7 protein-coding genes and 1 pseudogene are annotated in these 16,805 nt (G+C 68.4%); 1 reads left to right on the top strand and 7 read right to left on the bottom strand.

The genetic code is table 11. The features are described from left to right. Positions 1 to 30 precede the first annotated feature (30 nt). The 7 genes from mobF to MHY30_RS15155 form a co-directional block, all read right to left on the bottom strand. Positions 31 to 3,042 carry a MobF family relaxase gene (gene mobF / locus MHY30_RS08230; protein ID WP_239276391.1) on the bottom strand — a complete coding sequence of 1,004 codons (3,012 nt, stop codon included), beginning with the start codon at positions 3,040 to 3,042 and terminating at the stop codon, positions 31 to 33. 67 nt (positions 3,043 to 3,109) lie between these two features. Then, positions 3,110 to 5,668, bottom strand: coding sequence for a helicase-related protein (locus tag MHY30_RS08225; RefSeq protein WP_239276390.1), 2,559 nt, complete (start codon positions 5,666 to 5,668; stop codon positions 3,110 to 3,112). A 593-nt stretch (positions 5,669 to 6,261) separates the two neighbouring features. Next, the gene (locus MHY30_RS08220) at positions 6,262 to 7,995 is read right to left on the bottom strand and encodes a phospholipase D family protein (RefSeq protein WP_239276389.1); all 1,734 of its coding nucleotides are present in this window, start codon (positions 7,993 to 7,995) and stop codon (positions 6,262 to 6,264) included. Further along, on the bottom strand, positions 7,979 to 9,169 hold the full coding sequence (locus MHY30_RS08215) for a DUF6361 family protein (protein WP_275438237.1): 1,191 nt from the start codon (positions 9,167 to 9,169) through the stop codon (positions 7,979 to 7,981). Before MHY30_RS08215 ends, MHY30_RS08220 begins: the two co-directional genes overlap by 17 nt. 54 nt (positions 9,170 to 9,223) lie before the next feature. After that, positions 9,224 to 12,562, bottom strand: a complete 3,339-nt coding sequence (locus tag MHY30_RS08210; protein WP_239276387.1) for an exodeoxyribonuclease V subunit beta — start codon at positions 12,560 to 12,562, stop codon at positions 9,224 to 9,226. Next, the gene (locus tag MHY30_RS08205) at positions 12,559 to 15,645 is read right to left on the bottom strand and encodes a PD-(D/E)XK nuclease family protein (RefSeq protein ID WP_239276386.1); all 3,087 of its coding nucleotides are present in this window, start codon (positions 15,643 to 15,645) and stop codon (positions 12,559 to 12,561) included. Before MHY30_RS08205 ends, MHY30_RS08210 begins: the two co-directional genes overlap by 4 nt. Positions 15,646 to 15,850: 205 nt before the next feature. Further along, on the bottom strand, positions 15,851 to 16,129 hold the full coding sequence (locus tag MHY30_RS15155; protein WP_275438239.1) for a hypothetical protein: 279 nt from the start codon (positions 16,127 to 16,129) through the stop codon (positions 15,851 to 15,853). Between the two features lie 16 nt (positions 16,130 to 16,145). Here MHY30_RS15155 and MHY30_RS08195 point away from each other — a divergent pair. Continuing rightward, positions 16,146 to 16,805: pseudogene (locus MHY30_RS08195) on the top strand (transposase); the annotation flags it as partial.

Raw genomic sequence — 16,805 nt, 5'->3', positions numbered from 1 at the left:
GATCGACTGTTCGACCACCGTTGGTCCAGATCAGCGGCCCAGCAACGAGCGGGTCCGCACCTCGTGCGCGGCAATCGGAGCCGCTACGTCCTCAGCGCGGCCCCGAGCAACTGCGCCGCGCTCAGTATCGAGGTACTGCCGCAGGAGATCCTTGTGTCGTCGAGCGGCAGCCTCGTACCGATCGAGCAGCGCACCGCGGCTCTCGACCAGATCAGTGCCAGAATCATCGCCACCTGCTCGACCATGAGCCCCCGCATCCTGCGCGGCGACCTGGCTGTCGAGGTCGAGCAATGTCCGGCGTGCGGTACGCATCCACTCGTTCAGTTGCCGCAACTCGTCGCCGCCGGCGTGCTCTGACGGACGAGCGGCCCGCCCGAGCTCGCTCCGCGCCGCGCGCACCGAGTCGTCGATGCTGACCTCGGGGATGCCGCGCATCATGCTTTCGGCGATCTGATCCGTTGCGGCGGCATCCGTTCGCGCGATCGCGATCGCCTCGTTGTGCGCACGTCCGCGCGTCATGCCGACGTACAGGCCTGAGGCGTCCACGCCCGGGCCGACGATCGAGGCATCCGTCGTCTCGCCCTGGATGCCGTGCACGGTGGACGCGTAGGCGAGGTGCACGTGGTCGGCGGCGTACTCATGGCTGACGACGCGGGTGTCGACGGCTTCGCTCACACTCGCCAACTCGAGCCCGGCCAGCGTGATGCGACGCACAACCCAGACCGCGCGGTTCTCGACGCCCGTCGCGCGATCGTTGCGGCGGGTCTGCACGACGTCGCCCTCGAGCAACCGCTGCTCGCCCTGACCCACAGCGATGCGAGCGAGCGGCAACTCCCCGCGCTCGAGCCGCCGCTGCTGGATAGCCTCGTTGATCGCGTCCGCCTCTTCGTTGGTGCTCGTCACCAGGGCAACTCGGCGCTGACCGGCGGCCCAGCGGAAGTACGACTCCACCATCACGTCGCGCGCCTGAACGTGATCGGACACGCGGTGCACCAGCCCGCGGTCGGCAAGCTCCGTCGCGACGGCGCGCGCAGCATCCTTGGATGCCGGTTCCCGCATGCGAAGCGTGAGGGCCGCGTACTCGGTATCTGTGAAGCGGTGCACCGCCGTCAACTCGACCACAGCCGTCGCACGTCGGGTCATTGTGGCCATTGCACCCGAGTGTCCGACGGGACGCGCTTGGAGGTGGTCACCGACCATCGCGATGCCCGCGCCAGACTCGGCGGCGATCGCGGCGAGCGCATTGGCTGCGTGGAGGTCGACCATTCCGGCCTCGTCGACGACGATGCGGTCGCCTGCGACGAGCAGATACCGCTTCGGGCCCCCGTACGCGATCCCGGTCACCGGGTCGATCTCACCAACCTGCAGCCGTGTCCAGGTCTCCGCGCCCGCGGCGTCTCGTCCCCACCGGAACCCGTGGTCGCCGAGCAGCGCGTGCAGGCTCGATGCCGACGCGCCGATCTCGCGCCCGGCTACGGATGCCGCCTTCTTGGTGGGAGCGACCACGACCATGCGGCGTCCGCGGTGCGCGAGGGCCGCCCTCGCCACCCGCAGCATCGTCGTCTTTCCCGCCCCGGCCGGACCGGTGACCGATACGAGCCGATCCGTTCCGGCGATCGCCGCCGCAGCCTCGACCTGTCGCGCCTCAAGCTCGATGCCGTCGCTCAGGACTGTGGCCGCGGCATCCGCGATCTCGTCATCAGCAACCCGGACGCCAGCGTGCGCGAGCGCTTCGAATCGTGCGGCGAGTTTCACCTTCGCCGCCGCCGTGGCCGACGCCATGTACCCCTTGATGTGCGCGGGACGCCCAGGCTCACCATCGAGCAGGTCGACCGTCTGCTCGAGCGCGCGATCGACGACGTCGTCGATGACGCCTTGGAGGTCGCCGCGCGGCGCGACGACGCCGGATGCCGCAACCGCACGAGTTGCGCCGGCCCGGACGTCGAACAGGCTGAAGCGTCCGCCACAGCTCGCCGATCGCGCGTCTGCCTCGACCACCGCGCGAGCAGCCAGCAGTCCCAGATCCAGTTCGTCGAGCGCCGCGGAAGGCAGCGGGACCTCGCGACGCTCCCGCAGGATCGTGGAATCGATCGCAATGAGTTCGTCGGCGATGAGCTGCTCCCACGCGGCTTCGTCGACTTCGCCGGGCTTGTTCGGGCGCGCCTTCGCCCACGCCAGCCGGTCGATGCGGTGTAGTTCGTCGGGGCTCGGTTCCAGCCCGGGGTGCTCGCCGCGCCAAGCGGCCAGGAGCACCGCCCGATTGGACTCAATCTGAGTCGACCGACGCGAGAGCGGACGCACGGCATGCGCGAGTTCCGCGATCTCGCCGTTGGCGTCGATCGTGAACCCGTGCCACGCGAGCGCGCTAACCCATTGCGGGTCCGTCCGCGCCGCGAGCTCCCCCTCTGCGTTGATGACCGTCTGCATCTTCATCGCGACTCGGGAGTCGACGTTCGACCACTTGCCGTCTTCGCCGAGAACCTTGACGTTCAGCCACAGGTGGCGGTGGACGTGCGGGTCGAGCGCGCGCGAGCGACGGTGCTGCAGCTCGACAACCTCGATGCGGTGGAGTGATTCCCGGATGCGGCCGCCGGCGCCGCGGCGGGCGTTCAGTTCGCTCTGCCAGGTCATGATGATGCGGTCGCGCAGCCTGTCCTGCAGTGCTTCGAACTCGCGCGCGAGGTCGGGGTTGATCATCGCCGCGATGCTGTACGACTTCGGGGCGTTGATCGTGCCGTCGAGGATCAGGTCGGCATCGGGAGAGGTGAGGTCGCGGCCTCGGCGTTCATCCGTGTCTGGATCGCGGCCGTCGACCCAGCGGCGGAGTTGCTGCTCGTCGAGGGTGTCGGTACGGATGCTCCCACCCTCGACGACGTACCGCGTGACGCCCGCGCGGTCGGCATCGCCGTATGCGGCGAGCGCCTCGACGCCGACGGCCGCTCGAAGAAGCGAGTCACACGACCCCTGGAAGGCGTACGCGAGAGCCTGTCGGACCCCGTGCGATCCGACACCCCTCTTCCAGCGCTCCAGGCCTCCGCGCATGGGTCCAGAGTACGCGTATTTTGCGATGTTCGGAACGAGTTACACAGAAAGTGCCTGCGTGCATTGTTCATTCGGTCTGTGTGGAGTCTTCGGCGTCGTGGCGTGCCCGGCGTCCGTCGCCACGTTCGGCGTCGGCGGTGTCGTGGACGTCGACCGTGTCGCGTCTTCGACCTTGGCGTCGAGGCGGAGACAGGTCAATGGGCGCGACCTCCGCCGGATCGACTCCGCGCGACTGGAGCAGCTCCACGAGGTCGGCCTGCGCCGGCTGGCCGAGCGCGAGCCTGTACAGCGCGAGCGACTTCCGCAACCGCATGTAGCGGTCCGAGTCGAAGCTGAGTGGATACTCGAGCACTTCACGCCGTACCTTTGCCGGCCCGGGGTACACCCACCACGGCGAGAACTCACCGAACTCGTTGTCATCCTCGGCCGCGAGCTCGAACGCGGCGGCCCACGGGTCGTCAGGTTGCTGGTCCAGAACGCGGGCCCGGTGCGCTGCGGCGACGTTCTTCCTCACTGCATGTCCCGCATATCTGTCCACGCGGCCCTCGCGCTGTTCGAAGTCGACGGGGTTCGGCGGCAGGTTCCAATGCACGACGATGTGGCTCCACCAGTGGAAGTCGATACCCTCCTGACCGACACTGGTCGATGCCAGCACGAACGGCTGGAACGGACTGTTGAATGCCCGGCGCACACCCTCGTCGCGGGCACCGCTCTTGACCTCGTCACCCGCTGCACCGTACCTGAGCGCGAAGCGCGTCGAGAAGTGAATGGACTGATCGTCGTCGTGGATCGCGGCGGGGTTTGCGGCTCGGTAGGTCGCCTGCTGCACGGTCAGGGCACTCACCGCGTCACCGGCGATCTTCCGCAACAGGTCGTCGGTCAGCTCCTGACCCGCGCGCTCTGATCGCAGGCAGTAGAAGTACTCGTCGAGCACCGCCTGCAGGTTGCCGTCGGCGATGTAGCGCAAGATCGACTGCCAGTAGGGTTGCTCGGTTCCGTAGACGGCCGCGAGCAGGACGTGCGTGTCCACACGGTTGAACAGGCTGCGCAGACCCTCAGCGACGCTGATCGCGGCGCCCCAGTGCCCAGCCTCTGTGGTTCCGTCACCGGGCCGCCTAAGGCGCCCGAGTGCTCGCCATGCGACATTGGCGGGGCCGTGCAACGCGAGATCGGGCAGGAGCTCGTGCGTGCGGCCATCCTGCGGCGTGCGCTGCACGACATCCAGATGTGCGCGAAGACCCGCGGATGCTGGAACACTCCCACCATCCGACTCATCATCATCGTCCGCTTGCGCCGCGAACAGTGCGTGAGGGTCGGCCCCCGCCGGCGCGCGGCCGGGGCGCGAGAAGTACGCCTCCCACGCCTCCGGGGTGGGCGCGCCTTCGAAGGACAGTGCCTCGCGCGCGTCGGACGCGACGCCGTGAAGCCGTAGCGGGTCCGCTTCTTGGGCGAGCGCCGGATGCGGCCAGAACAACGCCATCGTCGACATCCGCTCAGCGCGCGCTTCGCGGCCCCAGTTCAGCCGTCGCGATATCGACTTGCGCGCTTCCGCCGAGTACTCGGCGATGCGGCCGCCCGTTGTGGCTGCGAGCCGGTCGGCGCGGTAGCTCAACAGTGACGCGATCGACGTCGGCGTTGCAGTCCACGAGGAGAAGACGACCCGCTTCGAGATCGCAGTTCCGTCGAGATCGGCGTACGGCCCGTCCGGTACGAAATAGGGCAGGGACGCCGGCATCCAGAGCAGCTTCCACATGTCGGCGTCGACGGTTTGCTGAGCGAGCGCGCGCAGTCGCCCGTTCGCCGGATCGATCACGGCGAAGTCCCGAATCGCGTCCGGATCGAGGGTTCGGGCGCGCGCGGCCGCATCGATCAACCGCTCATCAGGCGCGCTGGTGAGGCGCCTGCCCACCGCATACGAACGCAGAAAATGCGCGAAGTGCGGGATCGATTTCCACTGCTCGACGGTGATCGGCTGACGGGCTTCCGCACCGAGGCGTCTCAGGTGCGTGAAGTCGACAAGATCGCGAGCAGCGGATTCCGCCCTCAGAACACCCCCCGCGAGATCGGCATCGGAGTGATCGACTTCAGGGCGCGGCCGCTCCGTGCGGCTCATCACATCGAGCAGTAGCCGCCGTATCTGCTGCGCGGCGCCCCTGCCCCTATCTGATGCGATGAGCGCCGCGCCGTAGTCGGCGAACGCCTCCCGCACCTGGGTCATCGCTTCAGCGTTCCGGTCGAAGAGGAAGTCGAGCGTAGCCATGAAATCGCGGTAGTGGTCATCGTCGGCATCCGCATTGCCGATCGTGTACGGCTTGTAGGGGGTCGCCGAAAGCAGCAGCACCCGCGCCGCGGGATCGTCGAACAAGGCGTGGGCGAGCTCAGCCGCAGGCCCACCCGCGGGGTCGAGCAGGTGCCGGAACCGCTGAAACTCATCGAGAATGATGAGGTCCGGGGTGAGCGATCTGACCGAGGCCTTGGCCAGCGCCTGCCGTAGTTCGGACACGAGCGCCAGCACCACACCACCGTTAGATCCCCATGCGTCCTGCGTCGCGCGCTGCACCTCCAACAGCCCCATCAGACGTTCGAGAAGGCCTCCGCGCAGAGACGCTGCGAACCGATCCAGCACGTCCTGGTCGACACCATCCCGCAGCATCCACTTGGTCCACTGCGCCGTCGACTCGAAGCGGCCAGTGCTCGCTCGACACCGCAGCACCTGGACGAGATCGTCACGGTCGAAGTCGGGAACGAGCCGACGCAGCAGCACGAACAAGAGCGCGCGCTCGTCGACGTGGCCGTCTCTCGATCGATCGAGATCGAGCGAGGTTCCCGGGGTGAAGGCAACGAGATTCAGCTGCTTGGTGCCGACGACCGGGACGCGACGGAACCGCGCCGACTCGCGCGCAAGGAGCGACAGGCGAGTGGATGAGGCATACCCCGCATGCCCGGTGATGTCGAGTCGCCGCAGATTCTGGTTCGCCAGTTCGGTGCTCGAGCAGATGTAGACGACATCGATGCGCTCGACCGAGTCGTCGTCCTGCAGCAGTTCGACAGCCTTCGCGACGACGCCGCGAGCGACGAGGCTCTTACCCAGCCCGGTCTCGTCAGCGACGAGGAAGCGCCCGGTCGCACCCGGGGCATACAGTCGGTCCGTCGCGTGGAGAACGGCAGCTCGCTGGAATGGCCGAAGTGCGTCGATGACGGAGGCCGCGTCGTACCGGCTCACGAGGTCGCCGCCCGCGCCTCTAGGACGTCGGCCCAGAGAGCCGCGAACCCCTCGGGGATCACAGAGTCGGCGTCATCGCGCACCTTGATCCCCTCGATTAGCGAGGCGAGGTCGTCGAGCGCGTGAGGCGCGTCGGTTAGCGCTCGCGCCAGCCGCTCGAAGATGCCAGTGGAGAACTCTGCCCAGGCTGCCGGACCCTCGGCATGCCCACCGGATGAACCCGCCGTGAAGAACATGTCGGCAGAGCCGAACGAAAGCAGCAGTGCCAGCAGCTGCATGAACTTCTCGGGGCTGTTGACCTGACGGGCCAGGATCGCCTGCCGTCGCTCCGGCCGGTCGCCACGTAGCTCGGCCATGACCACCGCGGACCGCACCATGCTTCGGTGATCCATCACGTCGACCACGAGGAACGGGCTGAGATCCTCCAGGGCGACGCTTCCGAGGGAGGCGAATTCACCCGTGCTGGGCAACGGGATTGCTCTACCGGGCTGGGTGATCAGGCGCACCGTCACCGAGAAACCCGCGCTGGCGACATCCGCTCTCTCGGAGGCAATCGTGGTCGCGAAGGCCGTGCCGTCCCATACTCCCTCCACGACGAACGACCCCGCAGCGACCAGGCGCACTGCGCGGTCGAGCGCGTTGTCGTCTTTCTGCCCCTGGTCGTCCTCGACGCCGCCGTCGGTTTCGTACGGCAGCAGCAGGTTCACTAGCGGATGCCGGGGGTCGATGAGGCGACTGGCTTCGTCACCCTTTGTCTCGAGTTCGACCATGAACTCGACGTTGCCTCCGAAGCCTGCGCCCGTAGCGTTCGCGGAGCCGACGAACCAGCTGGTGCCCCGTTTGCGGTCGACGACGACCGCCTTCGCGTGCAATCCCACAAGTTGGTTGGCTTCCTCGTCTTCGTTCGTGCCGGCATCTAGCACGTACAGCTTTGTCAAACGCGCGAGTGTGGCGGGCTTCAACCGATCGAGAGACTCAGGCCGCGACACGACGACCGCCGTTCCTGCTCGGCGCGCCACGACATGGTCGATCCCCTCGTCGGAGAGGAACGGCGAGATCACGACGGTGCGATAGGCGTCGAACAGAGCGGGATCGGGTTGTCGACCGAGCCCGAACGGGTGGAAACCGACTCGACGCACGCCTTCGGGCAGCTCCCAGCGCACGTCGCCCAGCGCCTCAACGAGTGCGGCGATCGCTTGTCGGCGCTCTGGGTTCACAGGCACCACAGCCAGGTCGGGCAGGCGCCCAACGAACTCCTGAAGGGGTGCGTTGTCGGCCTGTGCTCCGGTGGACGAGCTGTCGAGCCGAAGGATGGTGTCCCAGGTGCGATCGCTCGTCAGGTTGCGGCTCGAGCACAGCAGACGGTAGGCGCGTTCGTCGTCGCGCCCGAACTCGAGCACCCAGACCTTGGGGTGGAAGAGGCGACCGCGCGTGAGTGCCACCGGGTGAATCATCGGCTCGAGCAGCGCGACCAGGTCGGATGCCGGCGGTACGAATACCTCGCCCGCCTGCGCGAAGATGTCGACCCGGTCGGCGAACCGCCGAACACCGTCGAGGATCGCGATGGGGTCCCGTGACTCACTCATCGCCGCCGGTCCGAACGCGAGCGGCACTCCGAGCGCGGTCGTGAGGTCGAGCGTGAAGCTGGTGCCGATCGCGCGCATGAGTTCGTAGCCGCTCGGCGGTCGCAGCTGGTCGGTGAACAGGCTGCGGTCAGTCGGTGCGAGCATCGGTCCTCGCTAGCCCGTGGTGGATGTCGGCGAGGACGCGGCGCACCTGCGACCAGCGGAAGACGATCTCGCCGTCACCGGACGCGCCGCCCCATACCTCGAGTAGCTTCGGGTTCCGGAACCGCGACTGCCCCTGCTTGTGCTGGCGCTCGTGCAGGCGGACGCGATCGGCCGCCCGCTGCTGGTCACCCTGGAGCGTCAGCCCGACCCAATCGCGCAGGAACATTCGGCTGCGCGTGCTGATCCGCGGGTTCTCACGGAGCACGAGGGCGAAGAAGTCCTCAATGTCCCAGGCATCCAGTCCCGACTTCGGCACATCTGCAAGCCAACGCTCGTATCGTGCCTCGTAGGTATCCACCGATACGTCGATGCGGGTGTATCCCGCCTCGGTGTACGCCTTGGCTAGTTCAAGGTTGTAGAGCAGCGCCGCGCCGTGCACGGCGAACGAGAAGAGTCGCGCCTGTTCGAGCCCTGCCTGGACGGATTCGGGTGCCCGGTGCGATGCGGGGTCGAGCCACGGCGCTCGGTTGTCGCCCGGGCGATCGTCGACGAGATGCGCGAGCAGGCTGCCTTCGGCACCCAGCCGGATACGGTGCGCGAGTAACTCCGCCTCAGGCAGAGTCAGCTCGAATCCGCCCGCCGACGTCTTCGGGAAGTCGCGGGGCACCGGTGGCAGGCTGGGCAGCCAGCCCCCGAGCTCGGTGTCGGACTCCGGATCCCGATGGCGTCGCTCGATGTCGGCCGTGACCGCAGCGTTCAGCGTGGTGCTACCGGGAGCGAGGATGCCGTACCGTCGCATGGTCCCCCAGTACAGCGTCGATGGCAGCATCCGCAGCGCCGATCCGACGCGCTGGCCGAGTAGCCCATCCGTCTCGTGCTCGCCGATGAGCGTCGAAATGAGGTCGCGCTCGGCGCGTTCCCCGACGCGTCGTCCACCTTCGGCATCCGTCGCATGCATCGCACCGAACTGATAGCACCACGGGATGAAGAAGAGGTAGCGCGCCCTGGTGAGCAGGGTGGACGTGCCGGGAAAGAGCATGTCGCTCAAGGCATCGCGCATCGTCCCGATGCCGAGCTCTTCGCGGCTGTCTTTCTGTGTGAACAGGTTTACGATGTCGCGCATCCGTCGCTGCTCTTCGTGCGAGGCGTCCAGCCAGGTCAAGGTTGATGGCATTGCCCACTCCCGCGCACTCGGCTTTCCCCGCTCACCACAGACTCCTATCACCCGTCAGCCGACGGGCACCGGCACGACCCGCCCCGCATCCCCACCGCTGTCGAGGAACACCAGTTCGGCTCGGGCTCGCTCCCCCGTGGCCGCTTCGAGCATCCGCGCATACGCCTGAAGTTGCGGCGCGTAGTGGCCGGCTCGGGATGCGAGGGATGCAGCATCCGTCACTTTGTCAGTCTTGTAGTCGACGATGACGAGTGCGCCGTCGGCGTCGCGGAAGAGCAGGTCGATGAACCCTTCGTTGACCATCCCGTCATCGTCGGTCGCACCAACGTACAGCTCGCTCCAGTGCTCCGAGGCGAATGCGCGCTGCACCACATCGGTCGCGAGGGCCGACCGAACGTACGAGCCGACGTGAGATGCCAGAAGAGGGATGCCTTCGGCGAGCGCCTGCGCCAAGGCGACGGTATCCACCAGCGACGGGTCACCGCCCACCGCCTGCAGTGTGCCGTGCACGGCGCGACCGATGAGGTTGCCGTACCGGCCCTTCAGCCACGGTGCGAGTTCGACGTCACGCCCGCCCTTCGCCCCACCCGCGACCAGCTCGGCGGCCACCGGGTCTTCGGCGACCTCGGCGATCGCCCACGAAACGTCGGGTTCGGTGCCTTCGAGTCCCGAGGCTGTGACCGCCGACGGCGCACGGGATGCGGCGCGCGCAGCCTCGGTTCCAGCGGACCAATCGTCCCACGATGGGCCGGGCCCCGGTGGCTCCCGCCGGGCGCCCTCAGGCGCAGAACTCGGCCCGGGTCGGAACACCGTCACACCTGGCACGTCGATCGCCCCGGCGTCCGTGAGGATCTCGGCCGCCGTCGACACCGCGTCGCGCTCGGCCCTGTGCAGCGACACGACGAGGTGATCGCGCGCCCGGGTTGCGCCAACGTAGAGCAGGCGTCTGCGCTCCTCGTCGTCCATCTGCTCGTCGAGGGGTGCGGCATCCGCGAACTCGGTCGTCTGCAGCGAACTGGTCAGGCTCACCGAGTAGGTGTTGTCGTCGCCCCACAGCAGCCGCACCCCGCTCTGCCGATTCGGGTGGCTCGACAGGCCCGAGAGCACGACCATCCCGAACTCGAGTCCCTTGGCGGCGTGCACGGTCATAATCCGCACGACGTCGAGGTCGGTCTCGGGCAGCAGCGACTCCGCGACTCGGGCTCCGTCCTGCGACTGGTGCGCGGCCCACGCCAGGTATTCGCGCAGCCCGCCGTGCTCGATATCGGCCCAGGCGCGGGCCTGGTCGATGACGAACCGCACGCGCCCCCACTGATCGCGCGCGCGAGACGACGGCTCGGTCACCGATGCGGCCTCGAGCACGCGTCGGTCCACTGCGAGAGCGGTGAGCAGCTCGGCCGGGGTCATCCATCGGCTTCGTCGGAACAGACCGTTCAAGTAGCTCATCGCTCGCCCTGTCGGGGTGTCGGCGAGCGCTTCAGGCACCGGCGCCGACACCGTGAAGGCCCCGCCGTCGCGCTTGTAGACGAAGAGGTCATCGTCGCCGCAGCCGAACAGCGCCGAACGCAGCGCGGTCACCGCCGAGAGCTGGTCGCTCGGGTCGGCGATCGCCCTGGCCGCCGCGAGCAGCGACCGGATCTCGTTCGACTGGTAGACGAGCGAGCTCGACTCGGTGCGGTACGGAATGGCCGCGGCATCCAGCGCATCCTCGAGGAACGGTAGCGATGTGCGCGCGGGGATAAGGATCGCGATGTCCCGCGCTGCCAGCGGGCGGAACCTCGTCTTCTTGGCGATCGAGCCGTCGAGCTCAAGTTCTTCGTAGTCCTCGCCGACGGTCCAGCCCTCGGCGAGCGCGGAGCGAATGACGGACGCCACGTCCACGGCCTCCGCCTCGCGCTGCGGGCCCACCGGCGTCCTCGCCGGATGCGGTTCAGCGCCGAGCAGCGTGACGGTCGGGCCGTCCAGCGCCGACCCGTCGTCACCCGTCACCGTCCGGGCCGCACCGAGCGCCTCGTACCGCGGCTGTGCCTGAGGCTTTTCGGTGATGATGTTCTCGAAGACGGCATTCACCCAGTCCAGCACCGGCGGCACCGTGCGGAAGTTCGTCGTGAGCGACAGACGACGCCCGAGCCGCGCCCCCGCGTCGAGATACGTCGAGATGCTGGCACGCCGGAACCGGTAGATCGACTGCTTTGGGTCGCCGACGACGAAAAGCGATCCCGGAGGCAGCACCACGTCCCGCCAGTCGGCGGCATCTGCATCCCGCCCGCCCGCGATGCGAACAGCGAGCTCGATCTGAATCGGATCGGTGTCTTGGAACTCGTCGAGCAACAGTCGTGGATACGTCTGCTGCAACGCGGCACGCGCGTCGCCGCTCGTACGCAGCAGATCACGCGACGCGACCAGCAGGTCGTGGAACTCAAGACCTCCGGATGCCACTCGCAGGCGTGCATCGTCGAGCACGGCCGCCGCGATCCACCTCGCGAGCGGCCGGAGCGCAGAGTCACCGTAGAGCCCCGCGACCTCCCGCGCATCCGCGGTCAGCGCTTTGACCTCGTCTTTGAGGCCGGCGAGGTCGGGCCAGTTTCCTGACCTTCCGCCGCGGCCGAGTTTGAGGTTGCTGAGCTCGCGCACCAGCGCGAACCGCTCCCGGTCATCGGTCGCCGCACTGAAGCGGTCCACCCACCCCGCCACCGTGCGGATGACACCGAGGAAGAGGTCGGAGTCGTCGCAGCATCCGCTCGCCGCTTCGGCCACCAGCGTCGCGCGCCGTGCCAGCGAACCAGTGTCGGGTAGCACCATGCCCCGATCGGCGGCATTGAGCACGTGCGACTCGATTAGGTCCCAGTCGTTGCCGAATCTGCGGGCGAGGAAGCGCAGCTGCTCATCCTTGACCCCGACGGCGAGAGCGAGGTGCAGCGGCTCGGCGAGGGCATCGTCGTCGAGCATCCGTCGCCACATCACAGCCCAGCGGTCGTCGAAGGCGACCGACGACCCGACTTCGTCGAGCACTTCGACCAGCGGCGGCATTCCGGCCTGGATCGGGAACGCGGCGAGGATGCGTTGCGCGAACGAATGCAGTGTGCCGATCGCTGCGGCGTCGAGGTCGTCGAGCGCCTCCTGGGCCAGCCGGATAGTGTGCCGGTCGTGGGCGTCGATGCGCACCTTCTCGAACGCGGCGCGCAGCCGGTCGCGCAGCTCGGCACCGGCCTTCTCGGTGAAGGTCACGACGGCGGTCTTCGCGAGCGGCACAGGGTGCTCCCCCATGACCGAGGCGACCACGCGTCCGACGAGCGCGGAGGTCTTGCCCGAGCCGGCGCCGGCGTCGACGAAGAGGTTCTCGTCGAGCCGCGCACGGATCTCGGCCCGGGCGTCGTCGTCTTCGAGGCTCATTCGGCGCCCTCCGGGCTCTCGGTGGTGTCGACCGCGACCACGGTCGGGTCGAGCAGCCCATAGAGCCTCGCGAGCGAGGCATCCGTTCGCTTCTTCTCGTTGGTACCGCGCACGTGTCCGTATCCGACACCGTCAGGATTGCAGTAGGCGCACTGCACCCAGAGGAAGTCGTCCTTCTCGGGTGGGCGGGCGATGAAGAGCCCGGTGCGGATGCCTTCGGTCAAGGTGTCGAGCGCGTCGCGGTATACCTGCTCGAGGTGCGCATCGAGGGTGACGTCGACGCGCTTGCCGCGGTCGCGCCGACCGATGAACCAGTAGCCCGCGTCGACAGGTCCGTCGTGGTCGAACGCGGCCCGCGCGGCGTGCGCACAGAGCGGCAGTTGCAGCTTGCGGCCTGCCGCGACGGGGTCGCTGTCGATGTCTTTGAATCCGCCCGCGCTCCCGGTCTTGAAGTCGGTGACGACGAGCCGGCCGTCGCGGGTCTCATCGACGCGATCGGCGCTGCCACGCATGCCGACCGCCCCGCCGTCGATCTCGACGTGCACGGCAGGCTTGCCCTTCATGCCGAAGGCGAGCTCGCTGCCGACGATGCGGGAGTCGCGCGCGGCATGGGCCTGATCGTCGAGATCGAGGAACAGGTCGAGGTCGTGCAGCAGGGCTTCACGATCACGCTCCCACATGCGCGGATGGCCGGTGAGACCACGGCGCTCGTACTCGCCCATGACCTCGGCGGCGATGGTGCGCATCCGCTCGCGGTGCTCCGGCGTCCATGGCTCGCCGTAGCCCGGCAGCTCAGGCGACTCGGTCGTGAGCCGATCGATGACCTCGTGCACGATCGAGCCGAGATCCCACGGTCGGATGCTGATGATCTCGTCGGGCGATTCGAGGGGCCGAGCGCCCAGCATCCTGTCGACGAAGAAGGCGTGCGGGCAGCCGGCGAACGTCTCGAGAGCTGTGGGCGCGATAAGCGAGTGGCCGTCGGCATAGTCGGGTAGACCCGCGACTCCGGCGAGATTGCCGTCGAATCGCGTGAAGCCAGGGTCGCGGCGCGCGTGAATCAGCTCCAGCGCGGCGTCGAGGGCGGCGTCGTCTGCCAACGGCTCGTCGCCGGCGAGGTGCCGGAGGCGCCACTCCTGCGCGTTCGCCGGCTGCTCGGCTCGTGCGACGCCCTCCCAGTGCGATGCGACAGAGCGGAGTCCGGATGCTTCGGCCCAGCGCGTCGCCTCCAGCTTCGGCAGCTCGGCGAGAGCCCGGATTGTCGGCATGAGCCACCGACTCGGAAGGCGCTCCGCACCTCGGCGCAGATCGCCCCGCGGGAAGCTCGCCGTCACCCGCGGAGCTGCCGCGAACGCGGCGAGCACAGCGCGGTGCTGCAGTCGGATGCGATCACGCGCGGTGGGCAGCGCGGTCCCTTCGCGTGCGGCATCCGGAAGCAGCGGGTCGACGGCGTGGCGGCCCGGGTACAGGTCTTCCGACAGGCCGAGCACGAAGACGTGGTCGACGTCGAGCGACGGCGCGCTGCCGATCGGCCCCACGAACACGCCGTCGCCGAACCGTCCGACGCGCGGCTTGCGGGAGTCGAGGTCGACGTCGAGGATCTCGATCAAGTCGGAGATGCTCGGCATGATGATTCCGTCGAGCTCAGCGAGCGACCCCAGGGTGCTCTCAATCGCGGTAGCGGCACGCTGCTCGTCCTCGGGCAGGCGATTGCGGGCGTCGGTCTTGCCGAGGTACCGGTGCAGGAGCGCAAGCGCCCACTCGCCGACACTCGTCCACGTAGTCGCGTGGCGACCCTCGAGGAGGCGGCCGCGCAGCTCGTCGATGAAGGTCGCCAGCTGCTGCGCCTCGGCGATGGACCTTTCGCGGTGAGCCAGGCTGCCCGCGCTCGCGTCGGGGTTGTCGCGGTCGGCATCGAGTCGGGCCTGCTCCCGCGCCTCATGGTCGGCGAGGCGCTCCGACCAGTCGCCGCCCGTGATGCCGGCCTTGCGGCTGAGCTTCTCCCAGCGCGTGCGGGGGGCCGGGTCGGACCCGTCCCCGGCGACACGAATGGGGGCGCGTCCGAGCCAGTCGAACACCGCCACGCGCGGCAAGTCGTCGGGGTCGAGCGCGAGCAGAGTGAGGAACGCATCCGCGATCGCACGGTCGCGGAGCGGGCGCACCCCCGCCCCATTCGTGGTGATACCGGCCGCTGCCAAGTGATCGTGCAGGAGGCGTGCATACGGGACTGGGACCGGATGGAGCACCGCAACGCGGTGGGCCTTCGCGCCATGGGCGAGAAGCGCGCGGACTTCGCGCACGATCGCGCGCACCTCATCGTCGGAGTCGGAGGCGTGGAGCGCGGATGTTGCGCCCACCGGCTCGCCATCGGCCGTCGAGCCCTTGGTTCCGAAAATCTCAGCCAAGGGCCCGTCAACATCAGCATCCCCGGTGATTCCGACCACGGCGGTGAGGCCGGATGCCTCGTCCAGCGCCGCGACGAAGTCCCGTTCCGCAGGCGAGTGCTCCTCCGGGAGGTAGAGGATGACCGGCCCGAACGGGTCGAGTTGAGCGCCTCGCCGGACGTGCGATGCGGCGTCCCTCAGCACCGCGACTTCGTCGCGCCGTCCATCCAGCGCGGTCGCCGTGACTTGCCTGTGCAGCCGCGCGAGGTCTGCCCCGAGCTCGCCCTTGGCGGCGATCGTGTCGACGGCGGCGGCATCCGTTTCGCGCAGCTCGCGGTGAGCGCGAACGAGGGCTCTCACCGTGGCGGCATGGCGCGCCACCGGCGCGAAGCACCCGGCATCGATGGCGAGAGCGCCGCGCCATAGGCCCGTGAGCAGCGCCGAGGTGACCTGGGGTTTAGTGTCCCCGGCTGCCGCGAGCAGCTGCTCAGCGAGTCGGCGCAGTGTCGTGACGTTAATCGCCGCTACACCTCGGTGCTTGCCGATACCGCGGGCGAGCGCCCGCCGAACACCGATCGCCGCGATGTTGTCGCGCACGACAATCGTCACCGGCGCGAGCGGGTCACCCCCCTTGGCCTCGGCGACAAACTCCCCCAGCTTCGCGACGGCGCCGGCGCCGTACGCGGTCGTGTGCGCAAGCATCAGACCTCCCCCGACGTGACGCTATCGGAACGTGACTTGATCGGCGAAGCGCCCACCTACCGATGCGTCATCGGCACGAGCGTCGGCCCGCCGTGCCCGACCGCGCCATGGACTGACGAGGATGGGGCAGGCGTCGAGTTCACGGCGAAGGCTGGCCGTCTCTTGGGGCCGGCGGTTCTCTGAGTTCTCACCTCATCGCCGCCACTCAAAGGTTCCACCGCCCGGGGACCGCGCGTTCATAGTCGTCGATCCCGATGGCCTTGAAGTGCTCCCTCGCTGACTTGATCTTCGCAAGTTCCGTCGGGCGGAGCTTCGAGTCGTCGAGCGTGCTCTTCGTCTCGCGAATCATGTAGATCCGGTCCTCCCCGTCCTCGTGCTTGATGATCGCCCAGTCTGGGTTATATGGGCCGACAGGCGTGGACTGACCCCGTCTTGTAGGTCCAGTCGTTGTGTGAGTCGTCCTGTCGCCCGAGGGTTCGGGCAGGGAGACTGGTCAGATCATGACGAACAGCAGGAAGCGTCACACCCCGGAGCAGGTCGTCCGAAAGCTCGGGCAGGCCGACAGGATGCTCGCCGACGGCGCGGACGTCGCCGCGGTGTGTCGGGAGCTCGGCGTGTCCGAGCAGACGTACTACCGGTGGCGGAACCAGTACGGCGGCCTGAAGGCCGACGACGCGAAGCGTCTCAAGGAGCTCGAGAAGCAGAACGCCACTCTGAAGCGGCTGCTGGCCGAAGCGGAGCTGGAGAAGGCCGCGCTGAAGGAGTTGGCTGAGGGAAACTTCTAGGCCCGGGCAGGCGCCGCGCCGCCGTCGCTCACCTGATCAGGACACTGCAGGTGAGCGAGCGGATGGCGTGCCGTCTGGCCGGGCTGAGCAGGTCCGCGTACCGTCGCCCGCTCAAGGGCGACACGACCGCCGACCCGGACAGGGCGTTGCGGGACTGGCTGCGCGCGTACGCGAAGAAGCATCCGCGGTGGGGATACCGCAGGGCCTACCACGACGCTCGCGGCGAGGGGTGGGTCGTGAACCACAAGAAGATCCAGCGGCTCTGGCGCGAGGAAGGCCTCCGTGTCCCCCAGCGGCGGCGGCGCAAACGCGTCGGATCCTCGACCGTCGACGCCCCGGCAGCGGTCGCACCGAATCTCGTGTGGGCGGTGGACT

The organism is Microbacterium sp. ACRRU (genome assembly GCF_022346945.1).
GTDB lineage: Bacteria > Actinomycetota > Actinomycetes > Actinomycetales > Microbacteriaceae > Microbacterium > Microbacterium mcarthurae.
Note: the sequence above shows the minus strand (reverse complement) of the source record. Positions and strands in the feature narration are given on the sequence as shown.